This window comes from Enterobacter sp. BIDMC 27, assembly GCF_000534415.1.
In the GTDB taxonomy this organism is placed as follows: domain Bacteria; phylum Pseudomonadota; class Gammaproteobacteria; order Enterobacterales; family Enterobacteriaceae; genus Enterobacter; species Enterobacter hormaechei_C.
Map to the genome: position 1 here is coordinate 1050674 of NZ_KI973178.1, position 25052 is coordinate 1075725.

Sequence of the window (25052 nt, forward strand, 5' to 3'; positions counted from 1 at the left end):
TGTCAACTAAAGAGTTCGCTACAATGCCTCTCCTTCTTTCTGAGAGACAAGCATTGTGGCGCTACTCATTATCACCACTATCCTGTGGGCCTTCTCCTTTAGTCTGATTGGCGAATACCTTGCCGGATCGGTCGACAGCTACTTCTCGGTACTGATGCGCGTGGGGCTGGCGGCGCTGGTGTTCCTGCCGTTCCTGCGTACCCGCGGGCAGTCGCTAAAAACGATACTGCTGTACATGCTGGTAGGCGCGATGCAGCTCGGCATCATGTACCTGTTCAGCTTCCGGGCCTACGTTTACCTGTCCGTCTCGGAATTTCTGCTCTTCACCGTGCTGACGCCGCTCTACATCACGCTGATTTATGACTTGCTCAGCAGGCGCCGTTTGCGCTGGGGATATCTGCTGAGCGCTGCGCTGGCAGTCATTGGCGCGGCGATTATTCGCTATGACAAGGTAAGCGATCACTTCTGGACCGGGCTGATGTTCGTCCAGCTCGCTAATATCAGCTTTGCCATCGGGATGGTGGGTTACAAACGTCTGATGGAGACCCGCCCGATGCCGCAGCATAACGCGTTTGCGTGGTTCTATATGGGCGCGGCGATTGTCGCGGTAGCGGCGTGGTTTCTGCTCGGCAATCCGCAAAAGCTGCCGACTACCTCCGTGCAGTGGAGCGTTCTGGTCTGGCTGGGCGTGGTGGCGTCGGGGCTGGGCTATTTTATGTGGAACTACGGCGCTACGCAGGTAGACGCCGGGACGCTGGGGATCATGAACAATGTGCACGTGCCGGCGGGGCTACTGGTGAACCTCGCCATCTGGCAGGAGCAGCCGCACTGGCCGAGTTTCCTTATTGGGGGAACGGTGATCCTGGCTTCGCTGTGGGTACATCGCCGCTGGGTCGCTCCGCGCTCCGCACAAACGGAAGATGGTCGCACGCGTGGTTCCGCGCTGAGCGAATAAACGCTTCCGTAATCGGCTGACGCTGCTCGCCGTCGCGCACGGCGGCGTACAGCCGGCTCCACAGTCCTTCACCCAGGGTTTTGGTGACCACCAGACCCTGGCGTTCAACCGTCTCGACCACCCAGTGCGGCAGCGCCGCAATCCCCATTCTGGCCGCCACCATCTGAATTAACAGCAGCGTGTTATCCACGCTTTTCAGCTGTGGGCTGATGCCCGCGGGTTGCAGGAAATGGCGCCAGATATCCAGACGACTGCGCTGTACCGGGTAAATCAGCAGCGTCTCCGTTGCCAGATCTTCCGGCGTGATACGCGTTTTAGCGGCCAGCGGATGGTCCGGGGCCAGCACCAGACGCACCTCAAAATCAAACATTGGCGAATAGTGCAGACCGCTGCGCGGCAGAATATCTGAGGTCATCACCAGATCCAGCTCACCCTGCTGAAGCGACGGCTGCGGATCAAACGTGACGCCGGATTTGAAGTCCATCTCCACCTGCGGCCACTTCTGGCGGAAGTTCTCAAGCGCGGGGGTCAGCCACTGAATACAGCTGTGACACTCAATGGCGATGCGCAGGGTGGTCTGCTGCGGCTCGTTGCAGGACTGCAACGCGCTGGCAATCTGCGGCAGCACCTGGTTCGCCAGCTGAAGCAAAATTTCGCCCTGCGGCGTAAAGCGCAAAGGCTGGCTCTTACGCACAAAAAGACGAAAGCCGAGGCGTTGTTCCAGATCGCTGAACTGGTGAGAAAGGGCAGACTGAGTCTGGTGCAGCGTGGCCGCTGCCGCCGCAAGAGAACCGCAGTTCCGCAACGCTTGTAGCGTTTTCAGGTGTTTAATCTCAATCATGAAAGTCCTTCACTTCGCCATGAACATTTTGCGCTTGAGGAATATACAGTACCTGCCAATTATAGAAGTGTAAACATCTGGACGTCTAAATAACGAATTTCTACAAGGGGTATGCCATGACAATCCGCACTCACACTCTCGGTTTCCCTCGCGTTGGTCTGCGTCGCGAGCTGAAAAAAGCGCAAGAAAGCTACTGGGCGGGTAACGCCACCCGCGAAGAACTGCTGGCGGTGGGGCGCGAGCTGCGCGCGCGTCACTGGGATCAGCAAAAACAGGCGGGCGTAGACCTGCTGCCGGTGGGCGATTTCGCCTGGTACGACCATGTTCTGACCACCAGCCTGCTGCTTGGCAACGTGCCGGCTCGTCATCAGAACAACGATGGATCGGTGGATATCGATACCCTGTTCCGCATCGGCCGTGGCCGCGCGCCAACGGGTGAGCCAGCGGCAGCGGCGGAAATGACCAAGTGGTTTAACACTAACTATCACTATATGGTGCCGGAGTTCGTTAAGGGCCAGCAGTTCAAACTGACCTGGACCCAGCTTCTGGATGAAGTGGACGAAGCGCTGGCGCTGGGTCACCAGGTGAAACCCGTGCTGCTGGGGCCGGTCACCTACCTGTGGCTGGGCAAAGTGAAAGGCGAGCAGTTCGACCGCCTCAGCCTGCTGAACGATATTCTGCCGGTTTATAAGCAGGTGCTGATTGAGCTGGGTAAGCGCGGTATTCAGTGGGTGCAAATCGATGAACCGGCGCTGGTGCTTGAGCTGCCGCAGGCGTGGCTGGATGCCTTCAAACCGGCGTATGACGCGCTCACGGGCCAGGTGAAGCTGCTGCTGACCACCTATTTCGAGGGCGTAACGCCGAACCTCGACACCATTACCGCGCTGCCGGTTCAGGGTCTGCACGTTGATCTCGTTCACGGCAAAGACGATGTGGCAGAGTTGCACAAGCGTCTGCCTGCGGAGTGGCTGCTCTCTGCCGGTCTGGTGAATGGTCGTAACGTCTGGCGTGCCGATCTCACCGGGAAATATGCACAAATCAAGGACATTGTCGGTAAACGTGAATTGTGGGTAGCCTCTTCCTGTTCCCTGCTGCACAGCCCGATCGACCTGAGCGTGGAGACCCGACTCGACCCTGAGGTGAAAAGCTGGTTTGCCTTTGCCCTGCAAAAGTGTGAGGAGCTGGCTCTGCTGCGCGACGCGTTGAACAGCGGCGACACGGCAGCGATTACCGACTGGAGCGCCCCGATCCAGGCGCGCCGTCACTCGACGCGCGTGCATAACCCGGCGGTGGAAAAACGTCTGGCGGCCATCACTGCCCGGGACAGCCAGCGCCAGAGCCCGTATGAAGTGCGCGCCGAAGCCCAGCGTGCGCGCTTTAACCTGCCCGCATGGCCGACCACAACCATCGGCTCCTTCCCGCAGACTACCGAGATCCGCGGCCTGCGCCTGGACTTCAAAAAGGGCAATCTGGATGCGAATCACTACCGCACCGGCATTGCGGAGCACATCAAACAGGCGATCGTCGAGCAGGAACGTCTGGGTCTGGACGTGCTGGTGCACGGCGAGGCCGAGCGTAACGATATGGTGGAATACTTCGGTGAACACCTGGACGGCTTTGTCTTTACCCAGAACGGCTGGGTGCAAAGCTACGGCTCCCGCTGCGTGAAGCCGCCGGTGGTGATCGGTGACGTCAGCCGCCCGGAAGCGATCACCGTGGAGTGGGCGAAGTATGCCCAGTCTCTGACCGACAAACCGGTAAAAGGCATGCTGACGGGGCCGGTGACCATTCTCTGCTGGTCGTTCCCGCGTGAAGATGTATCCCGGGAAACCATCGCCAAACAGATCGCCCTGGCGCTGCGTGATGAAGTGGCGGATCTGGAAGCGGCGGGGATTGGCATCATTCAGATCGACGAACCGGCGCTGCGTGAAGGCTTGCCGCTGCGTCGCAGCGACTGGGATGCTTATCTGACGTGGGGCGTGGAGGCGTTCCGCCTCAACGCGGCCGTCGCGAAGGACGACACGCAGATCCACACCCACATGTGTTACTGCGAATTTAACGACATCATGGACTCCATTGCCGCGCTCGACGCCGATGTGATCACCATCGAGACCTCGCGTTCAGACATGGAGCTGCTGGAGTCGTTCGAAGAGTTCGACTACCCGAACGAAATCGGGCCGGGCGTGTATGACATTCACTCCCCTAACGTGCCGAGCGTGGAGTGGATTGAATCGCTGCTGCAAAAAGCCGCCCAGCGCATTCCGGCGGAACGCCTGTGGGTAAACCCGGACTGCGGCCTGAAAACCCGCGGCTGGCCTGAAACCCGCGCGGCGCTGGCGAACATGGTGCAGGCGGCGCAGAATTTGCGTCAGGCGTAGTAGGGCTGGATTGCCCGGTTGGCGCAGCCGCCACCGGGCTTTTTGTATTACGCTTTCTTCCCGCCGTACTGGCTGAACCACGCCAGCATTCTCTGCCAGCCATCTTTCGCCGATTCTGCGTGATAGCTCGGACGATAATCGGCATTAAACGCGTGTCCCGCATCCGGGTACACCACGATTTCGGCCTTCGCGTTTGCCGCCCGCAGCGCGTGGCGCATGGTCTCGACGGTATCAAGCGGAATGCCGGTATCCTGGCCGCCATACAGCCCTAGCACCGGGGCATTTAAATCGGTGGCGATATCAACCGGATGTTTCGGCGAGTTCAGGGTCTTTTCACCCACCAGTTTACCGTACCAGGCCACAGCGGCTTTCAGCTGCGGATTGTGCGCGGCATACAGCCAGCTAATGCGTCCGCCCCAGCAGAAGCCGGTCACCATCAGACGGTGCGGGTCGCCACCGTTGCGCGCCGCCCAGCTGGCAACGTGGTCGAGATCGGCCAGCACCTGCGCGTCCGGCACTTTGCTGACCAGGTTGCTGAACAGCGTCGGGATGTCGCTGTAATCATTCGGATCGCCCTGACGGAAGTAGAGTTCCGGCGCAACGGCCAGGTAACCTTCCAGCGCCAGACGGCGGCAGAGGTCGCGAATATGTTCATGAACGCCAAATATTTCCTGCACCACGATCACGATGGGCAGCGGGCCATCGGCGGATTTTGGCCGCGCGTGGTACGCTGGCATGTTCTCTCCCTGGGAGGGAATGGAGGTCTCGCCTGCGGTAATGGCCTCTTCAGGGGTTGAGACGATGGTTGAAGCATGCGGGGCCGCAGCAGGTGCAAAACCGGTTTTTTCAGTCATGGCATTCTCCGTACCAATGAATGGATTAGCGCAAAGATAAATATAGACACCAGGTTAACAATCCACAGTGCCTTATAGCGTCTATCTTTTGTGCAGCACCCGGCGATATAACTTGTTAATGTGATGTGAATCACTATTTTATGGAAATTAACTGCAATCATTTTCATTCATGGTGAGGTGTGTCACGAAATAATGCACATTGCTTCTGTAAAGTACCGTTTTACTTCTTCTGACAAACCGACCCACAGAGGAGTCACCTATGTCTAAGTCTGATGTTTTTCATCTCGGCCTCACTAAAAACGATTTACAAGGGGCTACGCTTGCTATCGTCCCTGGCGATCCTGAGCGTGTGGAAAAGATCGCCGCGCTGATGGATAAGCCGGTTAAGCTGGCAGCACATCGCGAATTCACCACCTGGCGCGCAGAGCTGGACGGTAAAGCGGTGATCGTGTGCTCTACCGGTATTGGTGGCCCGTCTACCTCTATCGCCGTTGAAGAGCTGGCGCAGCTGGGCATTCGTACTTTCCTGCGCATCGGCACCACAGGCGCCATTCAGCCGCACATCAACGTGGGCGACGTGCTGGTTACCACCGCATCCGTGCGTCTGGACGGGGCAAGCCTGCACTTTGCACCGATGGAATTCCCGGCAGTGGCCGATTTCGAATGCACCACCGCGCTGGTTGAAGCCGCGAAGTCCGTGGGCGCAACAACCCACGTGGGCGTAACTGCCTCTTCCGATACCTTCTACCCGGGCCAGGAGCGTTACGACACCTTCTCTGGTCGCGTGGTGAGCCGTTTCAAAGGCTCCATGGAAGAGTGGCAGTCGATGGGCGTCATGAACTACGAAATGGAATCTGCGACGCTGCTGACCATGTGCGCAAGCCAGGGTCTGCGTGCCGGTATGGTGGCGGGCGTTATCGTCAACCGTACTCAGCAGGAGATCCCGAACGCTGAAACCATGAAGCAGACTGAAAGCCATGCGGTGAAAATCGTGGTTGAAGCGGCGCGCCGCCTGATCTAATTCTCTCTTCAGTGCTGAAAGGCCGACATGCTCGGCCTTTTCTTTTTGCGTAACGCCTCGCAGGAAAACCCTTTCAAACTGGACGTTCATACAGCACAATTCTATTTTGTGCGGTAATACGTTGATGCAGGGGGCATTGTGGATATCTCAATCCTGATTTATGCAGTGATTGCGCTGGTGAGCGTGGGAATTGGCTGGCTCATTTCCGGCTACCAGCATGCGCAGCAGAAAGCCGAACAGCTGGCAGAGCGCGAGGAGATCGTCGCTGAACTCAGCGCGACGAAACAACAGCTTGCGCTGAGTGACCACTGGCGCGACGAATGCGAACTGCTCAATAACGAACTGCGCAATCTGCGTGATATCAATACCTCGCTGGAGGCCGATCTCCGTGAAGTGACCACCCGTCTTGAGTCCACCCAACTGCATGCGGAAGACAAAATCCGCCAGATGATCAACAGCGAGCAGCGTCTTAGCGAGCAGTTTGAGAACCTCGCGAACCGCATTTTTGAGCACAGCAATCGCCGCGTGGATGAGCAGAACCGCCAGAGCCTGAACAGCCTGCTGACGCCGCTGCGTGAACAGCTGGACGGCTTTCGCCGTCAGGTACAGGACAGCTTTGGTCAGGAGGCCCGCGAACGCCACACGCTGGCGCATGAAATTCGTAATCTCCAGCAGCTGAATGCGCAGATGGCGCAGGAGGCGGTTAACCTGACGCGCGCACTGAAAGGTGATAACAAAGCGCAGGGAAACTGGGGCGAAGTGGTCATGACGCGCGTGCTGGAGGCCTCTGGCCTGCGCGAAGGATACGAATACGAAACGCAGGTCAGCATTGAGAACGATGCGCGCTCGCGGATGCAGCCGGATGTCATTGTTCGTCTGCCACAGGGCAAAGATGTGGTTATCGACGCCAAAATGACGCTGGTGGCCTATGAGCGCTACTTCAACGCTGAGGATGACTACACCCGCGAAACAGCGTTGCAGGAGCACATCGCCTCCGTGCGTAACCATATCCGTCTGTTGGGCAGAAAAGATTATCAGCAGTTGCCGGGGCTGCGATCGCTGGATTATGTGCTGATGTTCATTCCGGTCGAGCCTGCGTTCCTGCTGGCGCTCGACAGACAGCCCGAACTGATCACCGAAGCGCTGAAAAATAACATTATGCTGGTCAGCCCCACCACGCTACTGGTGGCGTTACGTACCATTGCCAACCTGTGGCGCTATGAGCACCAAAGCCGTAACGCGCAGCAGATTGCCGATCGCGCCAGCAAGCTGTACGACAAAATGCGGCTGTTTGTGGACGATATGTCCTCGGTGGGGCAAAGCCTGGATCGCGCGCAGGATAACTACCGCCAGGCGATGAAAAAACTCTCCTCCGGGCGTGGCAATTTGCTGGCGCAGGCGGAGGCGTTTCGCAGCCTGGGGGTGGAAGTTAAACGCGAGATTAATCCGGAACTGGTGGAGCAGGCTACCGCTCAGGACGAAGAGTTTCGTCTGCGTGAAGGCGACGGTAAGCAAAATAGCCGCAATGAAGACAACGATTTAGCGGCGAGTTTATCCCCCGAAGCGCAGCCGGCGCGTTTCTTTCACGGTGGTTGAAACGTAGGGCAAATGCGCCCAATCTGTTACACTTCACGAACATTTGACTGATTAGCAGGCTCTGAGATGGTTGACGATTCACAAGACACAACGCACTTTGGCTTTCAGACTGTCGCCAAAGCGCAGAAAGCTGACATGGTGGCCCACGTATTTCATTCCGTGGCGGCGAAGTACGATGTGATGAATGATTTGATGTCATTTGGCATTCATCGCTTGTGGAAGCGCTTCACTATTGATTGCAGCGGCGTGCGCCGTGGACAAACGGTGCTGGATTTAGCCGGAGGCACAGGGGATCTGACCGCTAAATTCTCCCGTCTGGTTGGCGAAACCGGCCGCGTGGTGCTGGCGGATATCAACGACTCCATGCTGAAAATGGGGCGCGAAAAGCTGCGTAACATCGGCGTGGTAGGCAACGTTGAATATGTTCAGGCCAACGCCGAAGCGCTGCCGTTCCCGGATAATACGTTCGACTGCATCACCATCTCTTTCGGTCTGCGTAACGTGACCGATAAAGATAAAGCGCTGCGCTCCATGTACCGCGTGCTTAAGCCGGGCGGTCGACTTCTGGTACTCGAGTTTTCTAAACCGATTATCGACCCGCTGAGCAAAGCTTACGATGCCTATTCCTTCCACGTTCTGCCGCGCATCGGCGAGCTGGTGGCAAACGATGCAGAAAGTTACCGTTATCTGGCCGAATCCATCCGAATGCACCCGGATCAGGACACGCTGAAAGCGATGATGCAGGATGCGGAGTTTGAAAACGTGGAATACTTCAATATGACGGCGGGTGTCGTCGCGCTGCATCGTGGTTACAAGTTCTGAGTGGAGGTTTCCCGTGCCCATTAAACCCTTAGTCACCGCAGGCATCGAGAATGTACTGAATGCCTTTCTGTATCGCGCTCCGGCGCTGAAAACCGCACGTCAGCGGCTTAACGGAAAGGTGCTGCGCATCGTTTTAAAGGAGTTCTCGACGCCGCTTGTGCTGGTCTTCAGCGAACGCCAGCTTGACGTTCTGGGGGAGTGGGAAGGCGAGGCGGACTGCTCGGTGATTACGCACATGAGCGTATTGCCAAAACTGCGTGACCGTCAGCAGATGACGGCGCTTATTCGCAGCGGTGAGCTGGAGGTCGAGGGCGATATTCAGGTGGTACAGAACTTCGTTGCACTCAGCGATCAGGCTGAATTCGACCCGGCGGAACTGCTGGCGCCCTATATCGGCGACATCGCGGCTGAAGGTATAAGCAAAACGCTGCGCACGGGTTCCGCTTTCCTGCGTAAAGGTCTGCTCCGTCAACAGCGCTACGCTGCCGAGGTGCTGACCGAAGAGTGGCGTATGGCGCCGGGGCCTTTAGAAGTCGCCTGGTTTGCAGAAGAGACCGCGGCAGTTGAGCGCGCAGTTGATGCGTTAACCAAACGGCTGGAAAAACTGGAGGGCAAATGACGCCTGGTGAAATTCGGCGCCTCTATTTTATCGTTCGCACCTTTTTGAGCTACGGGCTCGACGAGCTTATCCCCAGAATGCGTATCACCCTGCCGCTTCGGCTTTGGCGTCGCACGCTGTTCTGGATGCCGAATCGCCATAAGGATCAGGAGCTGGGCGCACGCCTGCGTCTTGCGTTACAGGAGCTGGGCCCGGTCTGGATCAAGTTTGGACAAATGCTCTCAACACGTCGCGACCTTTTCCCACCGCAAATTGCCGATCAGCTCGCGCTATTGCAGGACCGCGTTGCTCCGTTTGACGGAGAGAGAGCGAAGAAACAAATCGAAGAAGCGATGGGCAATATCCCCATCGAGACCTGGTTTGATGATTTCGATATTCAGCCCCTGGCCTCTGCCTCTATTGCGCAGGTTCACACCGCGCGCCTGAAGGAAAATGGCAAAGAGGTGGTCATCAAAGTGATTCGTCCGGATATCCTGCCGGTTATCAAAGCAGACATGAAGCTGATTTATCGCCTGGCTCGCTGGGTGCCGCGTCTGTTGCCGGATGGCCGCCGTCTGCGTCCGCTGGAAGTGGTTCGGGAATACGAAAAAACGCTGATTGACGAGCTTAACCTGCTGCGTGAATCGGCGAACGCCATTCAGCTGCGTCGAAACTTTGAAGACAGCCCGATGCTGTATGTTCCTGAAGTCTATTCTGACTATTGCAGTCAGAACATGATGGTGATGGAACGTATCTACGGTATTCCGGTCTCTGACGTGGCGGCGCTGGAAAAACAGGGCACCAACATGAAGCTGCTGGCCGAACGTGGCGTGCAGGTCTTCTTTACTCAGGTTTTCCGCGACAGCTTCTTCCATGCAGACATGCATCCGGGCAACATTTTCGTCAGCTATGAGCACCCGGAAGATCCGAAATACATCGGCATCGACTGCGGTATTGTCGGCTCGCTGAATAAAGAGGATAAGCGCTACCTCGCAGAGAACTTTATCGCTTTCTTCAATCGCGACTACCGTAAGGTGGCCGAGCTGCACGTGGATTCAGGCTGGGTTCCGCCAGATACCAACGTGGAAGAGTTTGAATTTGCGATCCGCACCGTCTGTGAGCCGATTTTTGAAAAGCCGCTCTCGGAGATCTCTTTCGGACACGTCCTGCTCAACCTGTTCAACACCGCACGCCGATTCAATATGGAAGTGCAGCCGCAATTAGTTTTACTTCAGAAAACATTACTTTACGTTGAGGGCGTAGGCCGCCAGCTCTATCCTCAGTTAGACTTGTGGAAAACCGCGAAACCGTTCCTCGAATCCTGGATTAAGGATCAGGTCGGAATTCCAGCTCTGGTTCGCTCGCTTAAAGAGAAAGGCCCGTTCTGGATTGAAAAAATGCCTGAAATTCCTGAACTGGTTTACGACAGTTTGCGTCAGAGCAAGAACCTTCAGCACAGCATGGATAAAATCGCGCACGAGCTTCAATCCAGTCGCGTGCGTCAGGGGCAGTCCCGCTATCTCTTCGGAATTGGCGCGACGCTGCTGATAAGCGGCACGTTGCTGTTGATCAATCGTCCGGACTGGGAAATGATGCCAGCCTGGATTATGGCTGCCGGTGTGGTTGTCTGGCTTGCTGGCTGGAGAAAAACGCGCTGAATTAGCGTCGCTATCGAGAGATTGCATACGTATAATGCGATCTGACTAATTAATCATCTATCACTGGGGAACACGCATGGGTGGTATCAGTATCTGGCAGTTAGTGATCATTGCCGTCATCGTTGTGCTGCTGTTTGGCACGAAAAAACTCGGATCGATTGGTTCCGACCTGGGCGCGTCAATCAAAGGCTTCAAGAAAGCCATGAGCGATGATGAGAATAAGCAGGAAAAAACCAGTCAGGATGCTGATTTTACCGCTAAATCCATCGCCGATAAGCAGGACGAAGCCAAAAAGGAAGAGGCTAAACGTCACGATAAAGAGCAGGTGTAATTCGTGTTCGACATTGGTTTTGGTGAGTTACTGCTGGTCTTTGTGATTGGTCTGATTGTGTTGGGGCCGCAGCGTTTACCCGTTGCGGTGAAAACCGTCGTGGGCTGGGTGCGGGCGCTTCGCTCGCTGGCAACTACCGTGCAGAACGAGCTGGCGCAGGAGCTGAAGCTTCAGGAATTTCAGGACAGCCTGAAAAAGGTTGAAAAGGCGAGCATGGACAACCTGACGCCGGAGCTGAAAGCATCAATGGATGAGTTGCGCGAAGCGGCTGAATCCATGAAGCGTTCTTACAGTATTAACGATCCTGAGAAGGCGAGCGATGAAGCAAACACCATCCACAATCCGGTGGTGAAGGGTAGCGAAGAGCAGCGCGAGGGTGTAACGCCTTCCAGCGCGGAGCATCAGGCTGCTTCGCCAGAGCAATCGCCGCAGGAGCCCGAAGTGAAAAAGCAGGTGCCGCCGGAAGAGCCCGTGGTCAAAACGGCTGAGGTAAAACCCGCCGCGCCCGTTTCCGAATCATCCCCCTCGTCGAGTGATAAAGCGTAAACATGGCAGTAGATGATACTCAACCGCTTATTACGCACCTCATTGAGCTGCGTAAGCGCCTGTTAAACTGCATTATTGCGGTTTTCCTCATTTTTTTATGTCTGGTCTATTTTGCCAACGATATCTATCAGGTGGTTTCCGCGCCGCTGATTAAACAGATGCCTCTGGGCGCGACGATGATTGCAACAGACGTTGCTTCACCGTTCTTTACCCCGATCAAACTGACCTTCTGGGTGTCGTTGATTGCCTCTGCGCCGGTTATTCTGTATCAGGTCTGGGCATTTGTGGCGCCCGCGCTGTACAAGCATGAACGCAAGCTGGTTATTCCGCTGCTGGTGTCCAGTTCGCTGCTGTTTTATATCGGCATGGCGTTCGCCTACTTCGTTGTCTTCCCGCTGGCCTTCGGTTTCCTGACGCATACCGCACCGGAAGGGGTACAGGTGTCGACGGACATCGCCAGCTACCTCAGCTTCGTGATGGCGCTGTTTATGGCCTTTGGTGTCGCCTTCGAGGTGCCCGTAGCAATTGTCCTGCTCTGCTGGGTGGGGGTGACCACGCCTGACGATCTGCGTAAGAAGCGCCCGTACATCCTGGTGGGGGCATTTGTCGTAGGTATGCTGTTAACGCCACCGGACGTCTTCTCGCAAACCTTACTGGCGATACCCATGTACTGCCTGTTTGAAGTCGGCGTGTTCTTCGCTCGTTTCTACGTCGGAAAGGGGCGTACCCGGGACGAAGAAGACGAGCCGTCTGAAGAGACTACTAAAGAATAAAACCAACCGCCCGTCAGGGCGGTTGTCATATGGGGATACGTATGTTTGATATCGGGCTTAACCTCACCAGCGCCCAGTTTGCGAAAGACCACGATGAGGTGGTGGCGCGTGCCTTTGCCGCCGGCGTGGGTGGGCTGCTACTGACGGGAACGAATCTGCATGAGAGTGAGCAGGCACGGCAGCTGGCGCAACGCTATCAACACTGCTGGTCCACCGCAGGCGTGCATCCTCATGACAGCAGTCAGTGGACGCATGAAAGCGCTGAGGCGCTACATCGTCTGGCACAAACGCCAGAAGTGGTTGCCATTGGCGAATGCGGGCTTGATTTCAACCGTAACTTCTCGACGCCTGAAGAGCAGGAGAAGGCATTTACCGCCCAGCTCGCGCTGGCAGCAGAGCTGGAGATGCCGGTGTTTATGCACTGTCGCGATGCGCATGAACGTTTTATGGCGCTTCTGGAACCCTGGCTGGAGAAACTGCCGGGCGCGGTGTTGCACTGCTTTACGGGCTCCCGTCAGGAAGCGCTGGACTGCCTGAACCGCGGGCTGTATTTGGGTATCACGGGCTGGGTCTGCGATGAGCGTCGTGGGCTGGAGCTGCGTGAGCTGTTACCTGTTATCCCGGCCGATCGTTTGCTGCTGGAAACGGATGCGCCGTATCTGTTGCCCCGGGATATGCAGCCCAAACCGCCATCACGACGTAATGAACCGGCCTACCTGGGGCATATTGCTGAGCGAGTGGCGCACTGGCGCGGAGAAGATGCCCAGTGGCTGGCAGCACAAACCGATGATAACGTGCGTCGTCTGTTCGGCGTGCAGTTCTAAACTTTGCGGAAATCGGTGTTTTTAACGCTCTGCAACACCTCTTTGTTCAGCAGGTTGAGCAGCAGCATGGAGCGCGCTTCACCGTCCGGCTCAGCGAAGATGGCCTGTAACCCTTCAAAGGCGCCTTCGGTGATCACCACGCTGTCGCCAGCATAAGGGGTTTCCGGATCGGTAATATCTTCAGGCTGCTGGTAGACAGAAAGCTGATGAATAACCGATGACGGTACTCTTGCCGGATGGGCGCCAAAACGCACAAAATGGCTGACGCCGCGCGTGGCGCTGATCGTCGTGGTGTGGATCACTTCGGGGTCGAACTCGACGAACAGATAGTTCGGGAACAGAGGCTCACTGACGGTCGTGCGTCTTCCACGCTGCATTTTTTCAAGCGTGATCACGGGTGTCAGGCAGTTAACAGACTGACGTTCAAGATGTTCCTGCGCGCGCTGAAGTTGCCCGCGTTTGCAATACAGTAAATACCAGGCCTGCATAATCACTCTTCCCATTGTTCGGGGCGCAAGCATACCAAAACCCTGGCGGGATCGCTAAGGTGATTATAATGGCGAAAAAGAGAGTAAGTCGTGGAAGTTCACGCTAATTTAACAAAATTACAGCATCACGCGGTCTTACGCCGTATAATGAAGCGCTTACAGAGAGGCCATGATTAACTGCATGAAATACCACGATCTACGCGACTTCCTGGCGCTGCTGGAAAAGCAGGGCGAACTCAAACGCATTACGCTTCCTGTTGATCCGTATCTGGAAATGACAGAAATCGCTGACCGCACCCTGCGCGCGGGCGGCCCGGCGTTGCTGTTTGAAAACCCAAAAGGCTACGCCATGCCGGTGCTGTGCAACCTGTTTGGCACACCTCGCCGCGTGGCGCTGGGGATGGGACAGGAAGATGTCACGGCGTTACGTGAAGTGGGCAAACTGCTGGCCTTTCTTAAAGAGCCGGAGCCGCCAAAAGGGTTCCGCGACCTGTTCGACAAGCTGCCGCAGTTTAAGCAGGTGCTGAACATGCCCACCAAACGCCTGCGCGGTGCGCCGTGCCAGCAAAAAGTGCTGGAAGGCGATGCGGTGGATCTGACCAAAATTCCCATCATGCAGTGCTGGCCTGACGATGCCGCACCGCTGATCACCTGGGGCCTCACCGTGACGCGTGGGCCGCATAAAGAGCGTCAAAACCTCGGCATTTATCGCCAGCAGCTGATTGGCAAGAACAAGCTCATCATGCGCTGGTTGTCCCATCGCGGTGGGGCGCTGGATTTCCAGGAGTGGTGCGCGGCCCATCCGGGCGAACGCTTCCCGGTTTCCGTCGCGCTGGGTGCCGATCCGGCAACCATTCTGGGCGCGGTGACGCCTGTTCCTGATACGCTGTCTGAATATGCCTTTGCAGGGCTGCTGCGCGGCACCAAAACCGAAGTGGTGAAGTGCATCTCCAATGACCTGGAAGTACCGGCCAGCGCAGAGATTGTGCTGGAAGGTTACATTGAACAGGGCGAGCTGGCGCCCGAAGGGCCGTACGGCGACCACACCGGCTATTACAACGAAGTGGATAACTTCCCGGTGTTCACCGTCACCCACATTACCCAGCGTGAAGATGCCATCTATCACTCCACCTATACCGGCCGTCCACCGGATGAACCGGCGGTGCTTGGCGTGGCGCTGAACGAAGTGTTCGTGCCGATCCTGCAAAAGCAGTTCCCGGAAATTGTTGATTTTTATCTGCCGCCGGAAGGGTGTTCGTATCGCCTGGCGGTGGTGACGATGAAGAAGCAGTATGCCGGTCACGCTAAGCGCGTGATGATGGGCGTATGGTCTTTCCTGCGCCAGTTTATGTATACCAAGTTTGTGATTGTCTGCGATGATGACGTCAATGCCCGCGACTGGAATGACGTCATCTGGGCCATCACCACGCGTATGGATCCGGCGCGTGATACGGTGTTAGTGGAAAACACGCCGATTGATTACCTGGACTTTGCCTCGCCGGTTTCCGGCCTTGGCTCAAAAATGGGACTGGATGCCACGAACAAATGGCCTGGCGAAACCGACCGTGAATGGGGTCGCCCGATCAAAAAAGATCCTGCCGTGACCGCGCGAATTGACGCGATCTGGGACGAGCTGGCCATAATGAATAACGGTAAGGCAGAATAAGACCGTTTAGCCCTATAGACTTCCCGACAGAGAGAGCGAATGACAACCTTAAGCTGTAAAGTGACGTCGGTAGATGCTATTACCGACACCGTATATCGCGTCCGTTTGGTTCCTGAAGCGGCCTTCTCATTCCGTGCCGGTCAGTACCTGATGGTCGTGATGGACGAGCGTGATAAGCGTCCTTTCTCTATGGCCTCAACGCCAGCAGAGAAGGAATTTATTGAGCTGCATATTGGTGCGTCTGAGCTTAACCTGTACGCGATGGCCGTGATGGACCGCATCCTGAAAGAGCGTGAAATCGTGGTCGATATTCCTCACGGCGAGGCCTGGCTGCGTGAAGACGAAGACCGTCCGCTGATCCTGATTGCCGGTGGCACGGGCTTCTCATATGTCCGCTCTATTCTGCTGACCGCGCTGGCGCGCAACCCGAATCGCGATATCACCATCTACTGGGGCGGCCGTGAAGAGAAGCATCTTTACGATCTGTCTGAGCTGGAAGCGCTGAGCGTAAATCATCCAAACCTGCGCATCGAGCCGGTTGTCGAGCAGCCGGAAGAGGGCTGGCGCGGGCGCAGCGGTACGGTGCTGACTGCGGTATTGCAGGATCACGGGACGCTGGCCGGGCACGATATCTACATTGCCGGTCGCTTTGAAATGGCAAAAATTGCCCGCGACCTGTTCTGCAACGAGCGTGACGCGCGGGAAGATCGTCTGTTTGGCGATGCGTTTGCGTTTATCTGATTGAGAGACCCGCTTCGGCGGGTTTTTTATGCTCGGGCAATAGCCTGGTGAAAATTTAACCTTGAAATGAGCGGCGCAATGCCGTTATTCTTGTTCCCGTTAAATTTCGCCCTCAGGAGCGCCCCCCAAAAATGAACAAACACGACTGATGAATTTCGATCCTTGCTCAACGCACCGCGTCGGCAGGGGATGTTTTGATTTCATTCAGGAGTGCTTATGGCTCATTTTGCGCAGTCCCCCTCTTTTATTTTGCATCAGGTCACCTGTCAGTTTGCGACGGGCGATATCCTTTTTGGTCCACTGAATCTTTCTCTGGATGCGTCAGTGTGCGCGCTGGTTGGCCGCAACGGCAGCGGCAAAACACGGCTGCTGCGGCTGCTGGCAGGGGTTGATGAACCCGCCAGCGGTCATATTGAGCGCTTTGGTACACACGTCTATGTGGCGCAACAGCAGGATATTTCTGCGGATACCACGCTTGCCGGACTGCTTGGTTACGACGCGATCTTTGCGGCGCGCACGCGCATCGACAGCGGTCATTATGAACCCGACGATCTCGACACGCTCGACGGTTACTGGGATCTGGCTGAACGGCTGAGCCAGGCTTTTATCGCTGCAAAACTTCCCCCTTTTGACCCGAATAAACGCGCGGCAGAACTGAGCGGCGGCGAGCGCATTCGTGCTTTGCTGTGCAGCGCATTCACCGCAGATGCTGATTACCTGCTGCTGGACGAACCGACCAACCACCTCGACAGGCAAGGCCGCGTGTGGTTCTACGAGCAGCTTTCCCGGTATCAGGGCGGGGTACTGGTGGCCTCTCACGACCGTGAGTTGCTGGCCCAGGTACCGCGTATCCTTGAACTGAGCGCGTTGGGCTTGCGCAGCTACGGGGGGAATTATGCTGACTATCGAACCCAGCGTGATGCTGAGCAGCTGGCTGCCCGCGCCGCGCTGGAGCATGCTGCCACCGAACGCAAGCGTACCCGCGCCCGTATGCATAAAGAGCATGACGACAGCCTGCGGCGTTCAGCCAAAACGCTTCGCACGGTCGACAGCCTTAACATCGCCTCGTTTGAACGGGTCAAATACAAAGGGGCGGCGAAAGAGCGTATTGGTTCCTGGAAAAAACAGCATAGCGATCAAAATCATGCTCTGAACGCTGCGGTCAACCAGGCACGCGAGAGGGTTGAAGAGGATAACGCGGTGATGTTTACCCTGCCGGGCAGTGAAATCCCGGAAGGAAAACAGGTTCTGGTGCTGGAAGAACTGGTGCTTCCGCACGTGCCTGTCTCCCCGATAAACTGGCGAATGGATGGCCCGATGCGCGTGGCGCTACGCGGGCCGAACGGCTGTGGAAAATCCACGCTGTTGAAAGTGATGTTGGGCGAAACCGCCCCTGTTACGGGAACCTGTAAGGTCTCCGTCAGGTGTGCTTATCTCGATCAGCATCTTTCCCGGCTGGATCTTTCGAAGTCGGTGATGACACACCTTAGCCTGGGCAATACGCCGCTCGAAGAGGGGGCGCTGCGTACCCGTTTAGCGCAGCTTCAGCTGGGCGCAGAGAAAGTGACACTACCACTGGCCGAACTGAGTGGCGGCGAGCGCCTGAAGGCCGCGCTGGCCTGCGTATTGTGGCGTGAAGCGGCAACGCAACTGCTGCTTCTGGATGAGCCGACCAACCATCTTGATCTGGCCTCTGTTCAGGCCATAGAAGCGGCCTTAGCCGATTACCCCGGCGCGCTGCTGGTGGTGTCGCATGATGAAGCCTTTCTGGCAGGGCTGAAGCTGACGCATGAACTGGTGTGGGAAGAGACGGGATGGCGATGTGAAAGTCTGTAAACACAAGCCCCCGCAAGGGCGGGGGCAAACAAACTTTATCAGGCTAACTGCTTGCGAAGGTCAGGGTTTGCCTGGATCAGGCGCATCAGCTTTAGCTCGGCTGGGGTAGGTTTTTCACGTTTTGACTCCCACTCCAGCACCATCGCTACGCTGACACCCATCGCTCTTGCGAATTCATCTGTTTTCAGGCCCGATCCTTTGCGTAAACGCTCAAATTCACTAAAAGGATTGGACTTTTGATTCAGGGTAACCGTCGGCGGTACATCTTTAAAAATAATCTGTTCCAGGCTGCTCAGCAGCTCAAACTCAGGATCTTTTAATTCCATTGAGAACTCCTCATAAATCACACATCGGGATCATGAACATCAGAGAGCCTGTTAAGAATAGTCCCTAAACCAGACACAGGATCGTCACGGCTGTGATTAATTGTGCGATAACGATCGCTTTACGCGTTTCAGCTATATGGATAGTTATGCTAATTACCTGATTAGTCATATGTAGGGATGCACAGGTATTTTTTTGTAAATAGTCAGTACAAAAACGGGAATACCCGTTTTGCATGAAAACTCTATCTTGCAAGGCTGACCTGGACTATCCTTGTCAGCGTTGGGCACGCGTGTGCCGGTGTGCGCTTTTTGGGTGAAAGGAGTAATAAAATGGCGACAGGAAAGTCCTGCTCTCGCTGGTTTGCGCCTATTGCGGCGTTGTTGATGGTTGTTAGCCTGAGTGGGTGTTTCGATAAAGAAGGCGATCAGCGCAAAGCGTTTATCGATTTTCTACAGAATACAGTGATGCGTAGCGGCGAGCGTTTACCAACGCTGACTGCGGATCAGAAAAAACAGTTTGGTCCATTCGTGTCGGATTACGCCATTCTGTATGGCTATTCACAGCAGGTAAGCCAGGCGATGGATTCCGGTATTCGCCCGGTAGTGGATAGCGTGAATGCCATCCGCGTTCCACAGGATTATATGACCCAGCGCGAACCGCTGCGCCAGTCAAATGGCGCGCTTGGGGTACTGAGCCAGCAGCTGCAAAATGCCAAAATGCAGGCTGATGCGTCGCGTTCCGCGTTGAAGCAGGGCGAGGATCTCAAACCGGTCTATGACCAGGTGTATGAGAAAGTCGTGACCAAGCCGTCAAACGCCTTGCAACCGCTGATCCCGGCGGCGCAGGTCTTTACTCAGCAGCTGGTTCAGGTGGGTGACTTTATTAGTGAACAAGGTACGCAGGTGAGCTTCGTCTCTAACGGTATCCAGTTCCCGACCTCCCAGCAGGCGAGCCAGTACAACGCGCTGATCGGGCCGCTCGCGTCCCAGCATCAGGCCTTTAGCCAGGCCTGGAGCGCAGCGGTCGCTGCTACGGAATAAGAAAAACCCCCGCTTCGGCGGGGTTTTTTTTATGCTTGATGAAAATAACGCTTGTCATTCATCTACCACATCGGTATAACTATGTTCGTCGGTTTGTTACACAGACCTAAAGCAGTTTAGTAAAGCAGTCCAGATTGTTATCCATAGATACCCTTCGTAGTGACCCTTCCTTCATCGCTTAAAAATCTGTAACGCAATCCATCAAGCCGGAAGGCACAATATATTTGTTAATAAGGTAATTTCTATGTCTGCTAAAATGACTGGTCTGGTAAAATGGTTCAACGCTGATAAAGGTTTCGGCTTCATCACTCCTGACGATGGTTCTAAAGACGTGTTCGTACACTTCTCTGCTATCCAGAACGATGGCTACAAATCTCTGGATGAAGGTCAGAAAGTTTCCTTCACCATCGAAAGCGGCGCTAAAGGCCCAGCAGCTGGTAACGTTGTAAGCCTGTAAGCTTCCAACCCAGTAGCACAAAATTCAAAAACCCGCCTTCTGGCGGGTTTTTTCGTTTCTACTGTTGTATCTGTGGGTTAACGCAGTTCTTATCCACTTTACCGCCGAGCGCGGCAATCAGGTTATCCACGGCGGTCGCCGCCATATTGTAGCGTGTTTCATGAGTGGCAGAGCCGATGTGTGGCAGGGCGACGACGTTCGGCATGGTCAGTAGCGGAGAATCCACCGGCAGCGGCTCCTGTTCAAACACGTCCAGACCAGCGGCGTGGATCTCACCGTTTTGCAGTGCCTCAATCAGCGCCTTCTCATCGACCACCGGACCACGACCCGCGTTGATGAAAATGGCCGATTTCTTCATCTTTTCAAACGCCGCTTTGCCGATGAGATGACGCGTTTCATCCGTCAGCGGCAGGATCAGGCAGACAAAGTCGGCTTCCCGCAACAGCGTATCAAGCTCGCAGTAGCGGGCATTGAAACGTTCTTCGGCTTCAGTGTGGTGACGGCGTGCGTTATACAGAATGGGCATGCTGAAGCCGAAATGCGCGCGCTGTGCCAGCGCCAGACCGATGCGGCCCATCCCAACAATCCCCAGCGTTTTGCCATGAACGTCCACGCCGAACCAGTCCGGGCCAATGCTTTTCGTCCATTCGCCCGCTTTCACGCGCTCGGCCACTTCCACCACGCGACGCGCGGTACTGAGCACCAGCGCCATCAGCGTGTCGGCGACGGTCTCTGTCAGGGCATGCGGCGTGTGCATCAGCAGGATGTTGCGCGCGTTTAGCGCATCCACGTCGAAATTGTCGTATCCCACCGAAACGGTTGAGGTAGCACGAAGCTTCGGCATTTTCTCCAGCAGCGCTGCATCCACCTTTTCGCTCGAACCCAGCAGGCCCTCGGCGCTGGCAAACGCGTCGGCGTGCTGTGCCACGGTTTCCGGGCTGAGGTTCTTGACCCGGGTAACGGTAAAGTGTTCCTCCAGGCGTTTTTGCAGGTCTTCAGGCAGTGCTTTGTACAAAATGACGGACGGCTTCATGCTAATCTCCGTTGATTTTAAAAGGATTCAGGCGTGGCGTGCGCCGACGGGTAGCTGTTGATTATTAGCAGGCTTAACAATCAGAGTAAGCCATACCGAGGCAAAAAGCGCCACCCCCATAAAGATGTAAGAGGCCGATGGGCTGCCAGTGGCGCCGTTCAGATAGCCCACAAACCACGAGCCAAAGAACGAACCCAGCGCGCCCATACTGTTGATCAACGCCATCGCGCCCCCAGCGACGTTACGCGGCAGCATTTCCGGGATGATGGCAAAGAACGGACCATACGGGGCATACATGGCCGCACCCGCAATCACCAGCAGCGTATACGAAGCCCAGAAGTGGTTCGCGCCTACGGCCCAGGAGCCAATAAAGGCAAAAGCAGCGATCAGCAGCAGTGGCCAGACGAACAGCTTACGGTTTTGCAGCTTGTCCGATGCCCAGGAGACGATAATCATCGCGATGGTCGCAGCCAGGTAAGGCACCGATGACAGCCAGCCCACTTCCACCATGCCAAGGTTTTCACCGCCGCTGCGGATAATCGACGGTAGCCACAGCACAAAGCCGTACACGCCAATACTCCAGGTAAAATACTGTGCGCACAGCAGAATAACGTTCCGGGAGCGGAAGGCTTCACCGTAGTTACGCACCGCTTTCAGCCCCTGCTGCTCTTTATCCAGCTGCGCCTGGAGTGCGGCTTTTTCGTCCTCTGAAAGCCATTTTGCCTGGGCTGGCTTATCTTTCACCAGCACCCACCAGCAGAAGGCCCAGATAATCGCGGGAACCCCTTCGATGATGAACATCTCGCGCCAGCCGAAGGACTGGATCAGGTAGCCGGAAACCACCGACATCCACAACACGGTGACCGGGTTACCGAGTATCAGGAACGTATTAGCACGTGAACGCTCAGATTTTGTGAACCAGTTGCTGATGTAAATCAGCATTGCTGGCATGACGGCCGCCTCAACCACGCCGAGAATAAAGCGAATAGCCGCCAGAGCAGGAATGTTATTCACCACGCCAGTAAGCGACGCACAGGCACCCCATAAGATCAGGCAGATGAAAATGAGCTTTCGCACGCTGCGGCGTTCAGCGTAAATCGCGCCGGGGATCTGGAAGAAGAAATAACCCAGGAAGAAGAGGGCACCCAGCAGGGAGGAGACCCCTTTGGTGATCCCGAGGTCTTCGTTGATCCCGGCGGCGGATGCGAAACTGAAGTTGGCACGATCCAGGTACGCCAGGCTGTACGTGATAAACACGATTGGCATGATGTACCACCAGCGTTTTACTGCATTGGTCGAACTGTTCATAGGCTTGCCTCTGTTGTTGAGGTTGTTGCCGCCGTTGTCTGTAGGGTACACGGTGGCTTAATTATCTGGTGCGGATTGCTGCCCTCACCCTGGCCCTCTCCCACAGGGAGAGGGAATTTAGACGCCGAGCTCTGCTCGTGTTGGTAATCCTTCGCTGTCGCCCTGCACCTGAATCGCCAGCGAACCAATTTTGTTGCCTCGCGCCACGGCCTGCGACAGTGGTTTGCCCTCCAGCAGAGCGCTGATGACCCCGACGGCAAACCCATCGCCCGCGCCCACGGTATCGACCACGTTGTCGACTTTTACCGCAGCGACAGCGCCTTGCTCATCGTCGGCAGTTTTGAACCATGCGCCGTCGGCACCGGTTTTCAGCACCACGGCTTTTACCCCTCTGTTGAGGTAAAAATCAGCAATGCCTTCGGGCGTGCTTTCGCCAGTGAGGATCATTCCCTCTTTTATGCCCGGCAGAACCCAGTCCGCCTGAAACGCCAGTCGGTTGAGTTTCTCAGCCATCTCCGCTTCGCTTTTCCACAGCACCGGGCGCAGGTTCGGATCAAAGGAGATCGTTTTGCCCTGCACTTTCATTGCCGAAGCCGCGTGATCCAGTAAATCGTACGAGCTGGCCGAGAGCGCCGCCGCCACGCCGCTCAGGTGCAGGTGGCGCGCGGAGGAGAAATACGCGGCGTGATAATCATCCACGGAGAGATGGCTTGCCGCTGAGCCTTTGCGGAAATACTCCACGATGGGATCGGTTCCATTTTCAACTTTAGATTTCAGCTGAAAGCCCGTCGCAAAGCGTCCGTCGAGGGTCACGCCTGCGGCATCAATGCCCTCTTTTTTCAGCGAGTCGAGAACAAAATGGCCAAAGCTGTCATTTCCCACGCGGCTTACCCAGCCGACATTCAGCCCCAGCCGCGCAAGGCCGGTAGCAACATTCAGCTCGGCACCTGCCACGCGTTTAATGAAGTGCTCCACTGCGCTCAGCTCGCCCGTTTCGGTGGCGACAAACATCGCCATGGCCTCGCCAATGGTGATGACATCCAGCGTCTTGTGCATGGTTTACTCCTCGCGCAGCAGGTTGACGTAATGGCGGGTGACGGCGGTGAGATCCGTCCCTTCCAGCGGAAATTCGATACCGCGTGGCGCATCGGCAGGGAGCTGATTAAGCAGATCCCGCCAGCGAGAATCGGTCTGATCCGGCGCGACAGCGCGGAACTGCGCCTTATGTGGGACTGCGGCCTTCACATGAATATAGCTCACGGCGGGAGCCAGCTGACGTGCAGCCTCTTCCGGGGAGTCGCCAACCCACAGCCAGTTGCCCATATCGAACGTCAGCGTGACCGGCAGCGCCATTACCCGGCAGGCGGCTTTGAAGCGCTGCATCGGCGCGAGCTGCCCGCAGTCGGTCTGGTCGTTTTCCACCACCAGCGTCATGCCGCTTTCATCCAGCAGTGTGCGCAGGGCTTCAAGGGGTTGTTTGTCGCTGAAATGACCCAGCGAGACTTTAAGCCACAGCGCGTTCAGGGCGCTGGCTTCGCTAAGGTAGCGCGGGAGATCCGGGTTGAGGGCGCCATCGGGCATAAACAGGGGGGCCGGGGCGGAGTAGCACGCCAGTAAACCCAGCAGTTCAATGGACTCGCCGAGCGCAGGCAGGGCCATTAACTCGTCGTTGCTGAAGAGCTCGCGGCGGATTTCAACGCCATCAGCTCCTGCGCCGGCAATAACGGGAAGCATTGCCCGTTGACCGCCTGCCTGTCGCACCTGATCCGCACCATACGCGGCGGTGACCACCATAATTTTCCTGCTCATTTCCTGACTCCAGAGCGTAATCGATAGTATTACGCTAGATGGAACCGGTTCCAAAGAAAAGATCGGGATGCTGAATTTATGATCGCTGTCACGAAGGGGAAATTAACGGGCAGTAGAGCCGCGAACGATCAGCTCGCCGGAAAAAACCTGCTCGCGTACGGCGTCGCGGGTGCCTTCAATGCGGCGAACCACTTGTTCAACCGCGGCATAGCCGATCTGCCAGGTGGGTTGTTTGAGGGTGGTGATGCCTACGCCAGCCAGTTCTGCCCACTCCAGTTCATCAAAGCCGAGTAAGCCGATGTCGCTGCCCCAGTGCAGGCCAATGCGTTTAAGCGAGCGGGCAACCTGAAGCGTCAGCGCCCCGTTCGCGGAGATCACCGCTTTACGCATACCCCGATGACGGGTATGGAACTGGCGCAGGGTATTATCCAGCTGCCCGGCTTCATGCAGGGGGATTTCAGCATTTTCGGCGATCACACCGGGATATCGCGCCAGCGTGGCACGAAATGCCGCCAGGCGGTCGCGGCGGGTATTAACCATGCCCAGCGGTTCGCTCAGGAACAGAATGGCTTCGAAACCCTGTTCAATCAGGTGCTCGGTGGCGGTGGTGGCCGCCTGGGTGTTATCCAGCCCGACCACATCGCAGGCAAATTCCGGGATTTTGCGGTCAATAAGCACCATTGGCAGCGACGATTGTTGCAGGCGATTTAGCCCCTCTTCTCGCATCCCGACGGCATTCACCACAATCCCTTCCACCTGATAGCTGCGCAGCAGATCGAGGTAATGCAGCTCCTGATCAACCTCGTTATTGGTGTTACAGACCAGCGGGGTAAAGCCTTTTTCACGGCACGCCGCTTCGATGCCGCTGAGGACGTTAACGGAATAGGGGTTGGTGATATCGGCGATGATGAGGCCAATCAGACGGGTGCGGCCCCGCTTGAGGCCGCGCGCCATCAGGCTGGGACGGTAGTCGAGATCGGCAATGGCCTGTTCGATTCGTGCCAGCAGCGCATCGGAAAGCAGGTGTTTCTCGCCGTTGAGGTAGCGTGAAATGCTGGTTTTTCCGGTTTTGGCGGCTTTCGCCACGTCGCTGATGGTGGCTCGGGTTGGTTTGATCATCGCTGATTTCCCTGAATTTAGTGAGAATACC

General features: G+C 56.3%; 25 protein-coding genes. 16 read left to right on the forward strand and 9 right to left on the reverse strand.

The window, feature by feature from the left end; all coding sequences use genetic code 11:
* Positions 1-55 precede the first annotated feature (55 nt).
* Positions 56-955: a carboxylate/amino acid/amine transporter gene (locus L463_RS17510; protein ID WP_023295736.1), complete on the forward strand. Its 900-nt coding sequence runs from the start codon at positions 56-58 to the stop codon at positions 953-955.
* On the opposite strand, the gene metR is transcribed toward L463_RS17510, so the two are convergent.
* Positions 843-1796 (reverse strand): HTH-type transcriptional regulator MetR, encoded by a 954-nt coding sequence (metR, locus tag L463_RS17505; RefSeq protein ID WP_015570000.1) that lies wholly within the window; start codon positions 1794-1796, stop codon positions 843-845. The two genes, L463_RS17510 and metR, sit on opposite strands and share 113 nt — an antisense overlap.
* 116 nt (positions 1797-1912) lie before the next feature.
* Here metR and metE point away from each other — a divergent pair, with 116 nt between their 5' ends.
* The gene (gene metE, locus L463_RS17500; protein WP_017383582.1) at positions 1913-4174 is read left to right on the forward strand and encodes a 5-methyltetrahydropteroyltriglutamate--homocysteine S-methyltransferase; all 2262 of its coding nucleotides are present in this window, start codon (positions 1913-1915) and stop codon (positions 4172-4174) included.
* A 47-nt stretch (positions 4175-4221) separates the two neighbouring features.
* Here metE and L463_RS17495 read toward each other — a convergent pair whose 3' ends face one another.
* Positions 4222-5028: a dienelactone hydrolase family protein gene (locus L463_RS17495; protein WP_003860793.1), complete on the reverse strand. Its 807-nt coding sequence runs from the start codon at positions 5026-5028 to the stop codon at positions 4222-4224.
* A 259-nt stretch (positions 5029-5287) separates the two neighbouring features.
* Here L463_RS17495 and udp point away from each other — a divergent pair, with 259 nt between their 5' ends.
* The 9 genes from udp (at position 5288) to tatD (ending at position 13197) form a co-directional block, all read left to right on the forward strand.
* A complete protein-coding gene (udp, locus tag L463_RS17490; protein ID WP_003860792.1) occupies positions 5288-6049 on the forward strand; it encodes a uridine phosphorylase in 762 nt (253 codons plus the stop codon).
* A 138-nt stretch (positions 6050-6187) separates the two neighbouring features.
* Entirely contained in the window at positions 6188-7645 is a 1458-nt protein-coding gene (gene rmuC, locus L463_RS17485; protein WP_017383581.1) for a DNA recombination protein RmuC, read from the forward strand.
* A gap of 66 nt (positions 7646-7711) precedes the next feature.
* Positions 7712-8467: a bifunctional demethylmenaquinone methyltransferase/2-methoxy-6-polyprenyl-1,4-benzoquinol methylase UbiE gene (gene ubiE, locus L463_RS17480; protein WP_003860790.1), complete on the forward strand. Its 756-nt coding sequence runs from the start codon at positions 7712-7714 to the stop codon at positions 8465-8467.
* Positions 8468-8480: 13 nt separating this feature from the next.
* Entirely contained in the window at positions 8481-9086 is a 606-nt protein-coding gene (gene ubiJ / locus L463_RS17475; RefSeq protein ID WP_003860788.1) for a ubiquinone biosynthesis protein UbiJ, read from the forward strand.
* Complete coding sequence (ubiB, locus tag L463_RS17470) at positions 9083-10723, forward strand: ubiquinone biosynthesis regulatory protein kinase UbiB (protein ID WP_017694740.1); 1641 nt, start codon at positions 9083-9085, stop codon at positions 10721-10723. The genes ubiJ and ubiB overlap by 4 nt, the downstream gene beginning before the upstream one ends.
* 76 nt (positions 10724-10799) lie before the next feature.
* Positions 10800-11054, forward strand: coding sequence for a Sec-independent protein translocase subunit TatA (gene tatA, locus L463_RS17465; RefSeq protein ID WP_003860787.1), 255 nt, complete (start codon positions 10800-10802; stop codon positions 11052-11054).
* 3 nt (positions 11055-11057) lie between these two features.
* Positions 11058-11600 (forward strand): Sec-independent protein translocase protein TatB, encoded by a 543-nt coding sequence (tatB, locus tag L463_RS17460; protein WP_003860783.1) that lies wholly within the window; start codon positions 11058-11060, stop codon positions 11598-11600.
* Between the two features lie 2 nt (positions 11601-11602).
* On the forward strand, positions 11603-12373 hold the full coding sequence (gene tatC, locus L463_RS17455) for a Sec-independent protein translocase subunit TatC (protein WP_015569997.1): 771 nt from the start codon (positions 11603-11605) through the stop codon (positions 12371-12373).
* 41 nt (positions 12374-12414) lie between these two features.
* Positions 12415-13197, forward strand: coding sequence for a 3'-5' ssDNA/RNA exonuclease TatD (gene tatD, locus L463_RS17450; protein ID WP_017694739.1), 783 nt, complete (start codon positions 12415-12417; stop codon positions 13195-13197).
* Here tatD and rfaH read toward each other — a convergent pair.
* Positions 13194-13685, reverse strand: a complete 492-nt coding sequence (gene rfaH / locus L463_RS17445) for a transcription/translation regulatory transformer protein RfaH (RefSeq protein ID WP_003860779.1) — start codon at positions 13683-13685, stop codon at positions 13194-13196. The two genes, tatD and rfaH, sit on opposite strands and share 4 nt — an antisense overlap.
* Positions 13686-13854: 169 nt before the next feature.
* Here rfaH and ubiD point away from each other — a divergent pair, with 169 nt between their 5' ends.
* From ubiD to L463_RS17430, 3 genes are all read left to right on the forward strand, one after another.
* Entirely contained in the window at positions 13855-15351 is a 1497-nt protein-coding gene (ubiD, locus tag L463_RS17440; protein WP_017383578.1) for a 4-hydroxy-3-polyprenylbenzoate decarboxylase, read from the forward strand.
* A 39-nt stretch (positions 15352-15390) separates the two neighbouring features.
* Positions 15391-16092 carry an NAD(P)H-flavin reductase gene (gene fre / locus L463_RS17435; RefSeq protein WP_003860778.1) on the forward strand — a complete coding sequence of 234 codons (702 nt, stop codon included), beginning with the start codon at positions 15391-15393 and terminating at the stop codon, positions 16090-16092.
* A 216-nt stretch (positions 16093-16308) separates the two neighbouring features.
* On the forward strand, positions 16309-17928 hold the full coding sequence (locus L463_RS17430; protein ID WP_032673091.1) for an ABC-F family ATP-binding cassette domain-containing protein: 1620 nt from the start codon (positions 16309-16311) through the stop codon (positions 17926-17928).
* A gap of 38 nt (positions 17929-17966) precedes the next feature.
* Here the strand turns inward: L463_RS17430 and L463_RS17425 are convergent, their stop codons facing one another.
* The gene (locus L463_RS17425; RefSeq protein ID WP_003860776.1) at positions 17967-18254 is read right to left on the reverse strand and encodes an HTH-type transcriptional regulator; all 288 of its coding nucleotides are present in this window, start codon (positions 18252-18254) and stop codon (positions 17967-17969) included.
* Positions 18255-18584: 330 nt separating this feature from the next.
* Here L463_RS17425 and L463_RS17420 point away from each other — a divergent pair, with 330 nt between their 5' ends.
* On the forward strand, positions 18585-19295 hold the full coding sequence (locus L463_RS17420) for a DUF3053 domain-containing protein (protein ID WP_017383576.1): 711 nt from the start codon (positions 18585-18587) through the stop codon (positions 19293-19295).
* Between the two features lie 244 nt (positions 19296-19539).
* Complete coding sequence (cspA, locus tag L463_RS17415) at positions 19540-19752, forward strand: transcription antiterminator/RNA stability regulator CspE (RefSeq protein WP_003860775.1); 213 nt, start codon at positions 19540-19542, stop codon at positions 19750-19752.
* A 58-nt stretch (positions 19753-19810) separates the two neighbouring features.
* Here the strand turns inward: cspA and ghrB are convergent, their stop codons facing one another.
* From ghrB to L463_RS17390, 5 genes are all read right to left on the reverse strand, one after another.
* Positions 19811-20785: a glyoxylate/hydroxypyruvate reductase GhrB gene (gene ghrB, locus L463_RS17410; RefSeq protein ID WP_032673092.1), complete on the reverse strand. Its 975-nt coding sequence runs from the start codon at positions 20783-20785 to the stop codon at positions 19811-19813.
* Positions 20786-20812: 27 nt separating this feature from the next.
* Positions 20813-22093, reverse strand: a complete 1281-nt coding sequence (locus L463_RS17405; RefSeq protein WP_001089079.1) for an MFS transporter — start codon at positions 22091-22093, stop codon at positions 20813-20815.
* Positions 22094-22210: 117 nt separating this feature from the next.
* Positions 22211-23149: a sugar kinase gene (locus tag L463_RS17400; protein ID WP_032104550.1), complete on the reverse strand. Its 939-nt coding sequence runs from the start codon at positions 23147-23149 to the stop codon at positions 22211-22213.
* Positions 23150-23152: 3 nt separating this feature from the next.
* Positions 23153-23902, reverse strand: a complete 750-nt coding sequence (locus tag L463_RS17395) for a sugar phosphate isomerase/epimerase family protein (RefSeq protein ID WP_032104552.1) — start codon at positions 23900-23902, stop codon at positions 23153-23155.
* A 102-nt stretch (positions 23903-24004) separates the two neighbouring features.
* Complete coding sequence (locus L463_RS17390; RefSeq protein ID WP_015569988.1) at positions 24005-25021, reverse strand: LacI family DNA-binding transcriptional regulator; 1017 nt, start codon at positions 25019-25021, stop codon at positions 24005-24007.
* Between the last annotated feature and the right edge of the window lie 31 nt (positions 25022-25052).

Coding starts and splice junctions, on each gene's coding strand:
- metR (WP_015570000.1), bottom strand. CDS start 1,796: ATGATTGAGATTAAACACCTGAAAACGCTACAAGCGTTGCGGAACTGC.
- metE (WP_017383582.1), top strand. CDS start 1,913: ATGACAATCCGCACTCACACTCTCGGTTTCCCTCGCGTTGGTCTGCGT.
- L463_RS17495 (WP_003860793.1), bottom strand. CDS start 5,028: ATGACTGAAAAAACCGGTTTTGCACCTGCTGCGGCCCCGCATGCTTCA.
- udp (WP_003860792.1), top strand. CDS start 5,288: ATGTCTAAGTCTGATGTTTTTCATCTCGGCCTCACTAAAAACGATTTA.
- ubiE (WP_003860790.1), top strand. CDS start 7,712: ATGGTTGACGATTCACAAGACACAACGCACTTTGGCTTTCAGACTGTC.
- ubiB (WP_017694740.1), top strand. CDS start 9,083: ATGACGCCTGGTGAAATTCGGCGCCTCTATTTTATCGTTCGCACCTTT.
- tatA (WP_003860787.1), top strand. CDS start 10,800: ATGGGTGGTATCAGTATCTGGCAGTTAGTGATCATTGCCGTCATCGTT.
- tatC (WP_015569997.1), top strand. CDS start 11,603: ATGGCAGTAGATGATACTCAACCGCTTATTACGCACCTCATTGAGCTG.
- tatD (WP_017694739.1), top strand. CDS start 12,415: ATGTTTGATATCGGGCTTAACCTCACCAGCGCCCAGTTTGCGAAAGAC.
- rfaH (WP_003860779.1), bottom strand. CDS start 13,685: ATGCAGGCCTGGTATTTACTGTATTGCAAACGCGGGCAACTTCAGCGC.
- ubiD (WP_017383578.1), top strand. CDS start 13,855: ATGATTAACTGCATGAAATACCACGATCTACGCGACTTCCTGGCGCTG.
- fre (WP_003860778.1), top strand. CDS start 15,391: ATGACAACCTTAAGCTGTAAAGTGACGTCGGTAGATGCTATTACCGAC.
- L463_RS17430 (WP_032673091.1), top strand. CDS start 16,309: ATGGCTCATTTTGCGCAGTCCCCCTCTTTTATTTTGCATCAGGTCACC.
- L463_RS17425 (WP_003860776.1), bottom strand. CDS start 18,254: ATGGAATTAAAAGATCCTGAGTTTGAGCTGCTGAGCAGCCTGGAACAG.
- L463_RS17420 (WP_017383576.1), top strand. CDS start 18,585: ATGGCGACAGGAAAGTCCTGCTCTCGCTGGTTTGCGCCTATTGCGGCG.
- cspA (WP_003860775.1), top strand. CDS start 19,540: ATGTCTGCTAAAATGACTGGTCTGGTAAAATGGTTCAACGCTGATAAA.
- ghrB (WP_032673092.1), bottom strand. CDS start 20,785: ATGAAGCCGTCCGTCATTTTGTACAAAGCACTGCCTGAAGACCTGCAA.
- L463_RS17405 (WP_001089079.1), bottom strand. CDS start 22,093: ATGAACAGTTCGACCAATGCAGTAAAACGCTGGTGGTACATCATGCCA.
- L463_RS17400 (WP_032104550.1), bottom strand. CDS start 23,149: ATGCACAAGACGCTGGATGTCATCACCATTGGCGAGGCCATGGCGATG.
- L463_RS17395 (WP_032104552.1), bottom strand. CDS start 23,902: ATGAGCAGGAAAATTATGGTGGTCACCGCCGCGTATGGTGCGGATCAG.
- L463_RS17390 (WP_015569988.1), bottom strand. CDS start 25,021: ATGATCAAACCAACCCGAGCCACCATCAGCGACGTGGCGAAAGCCGCC.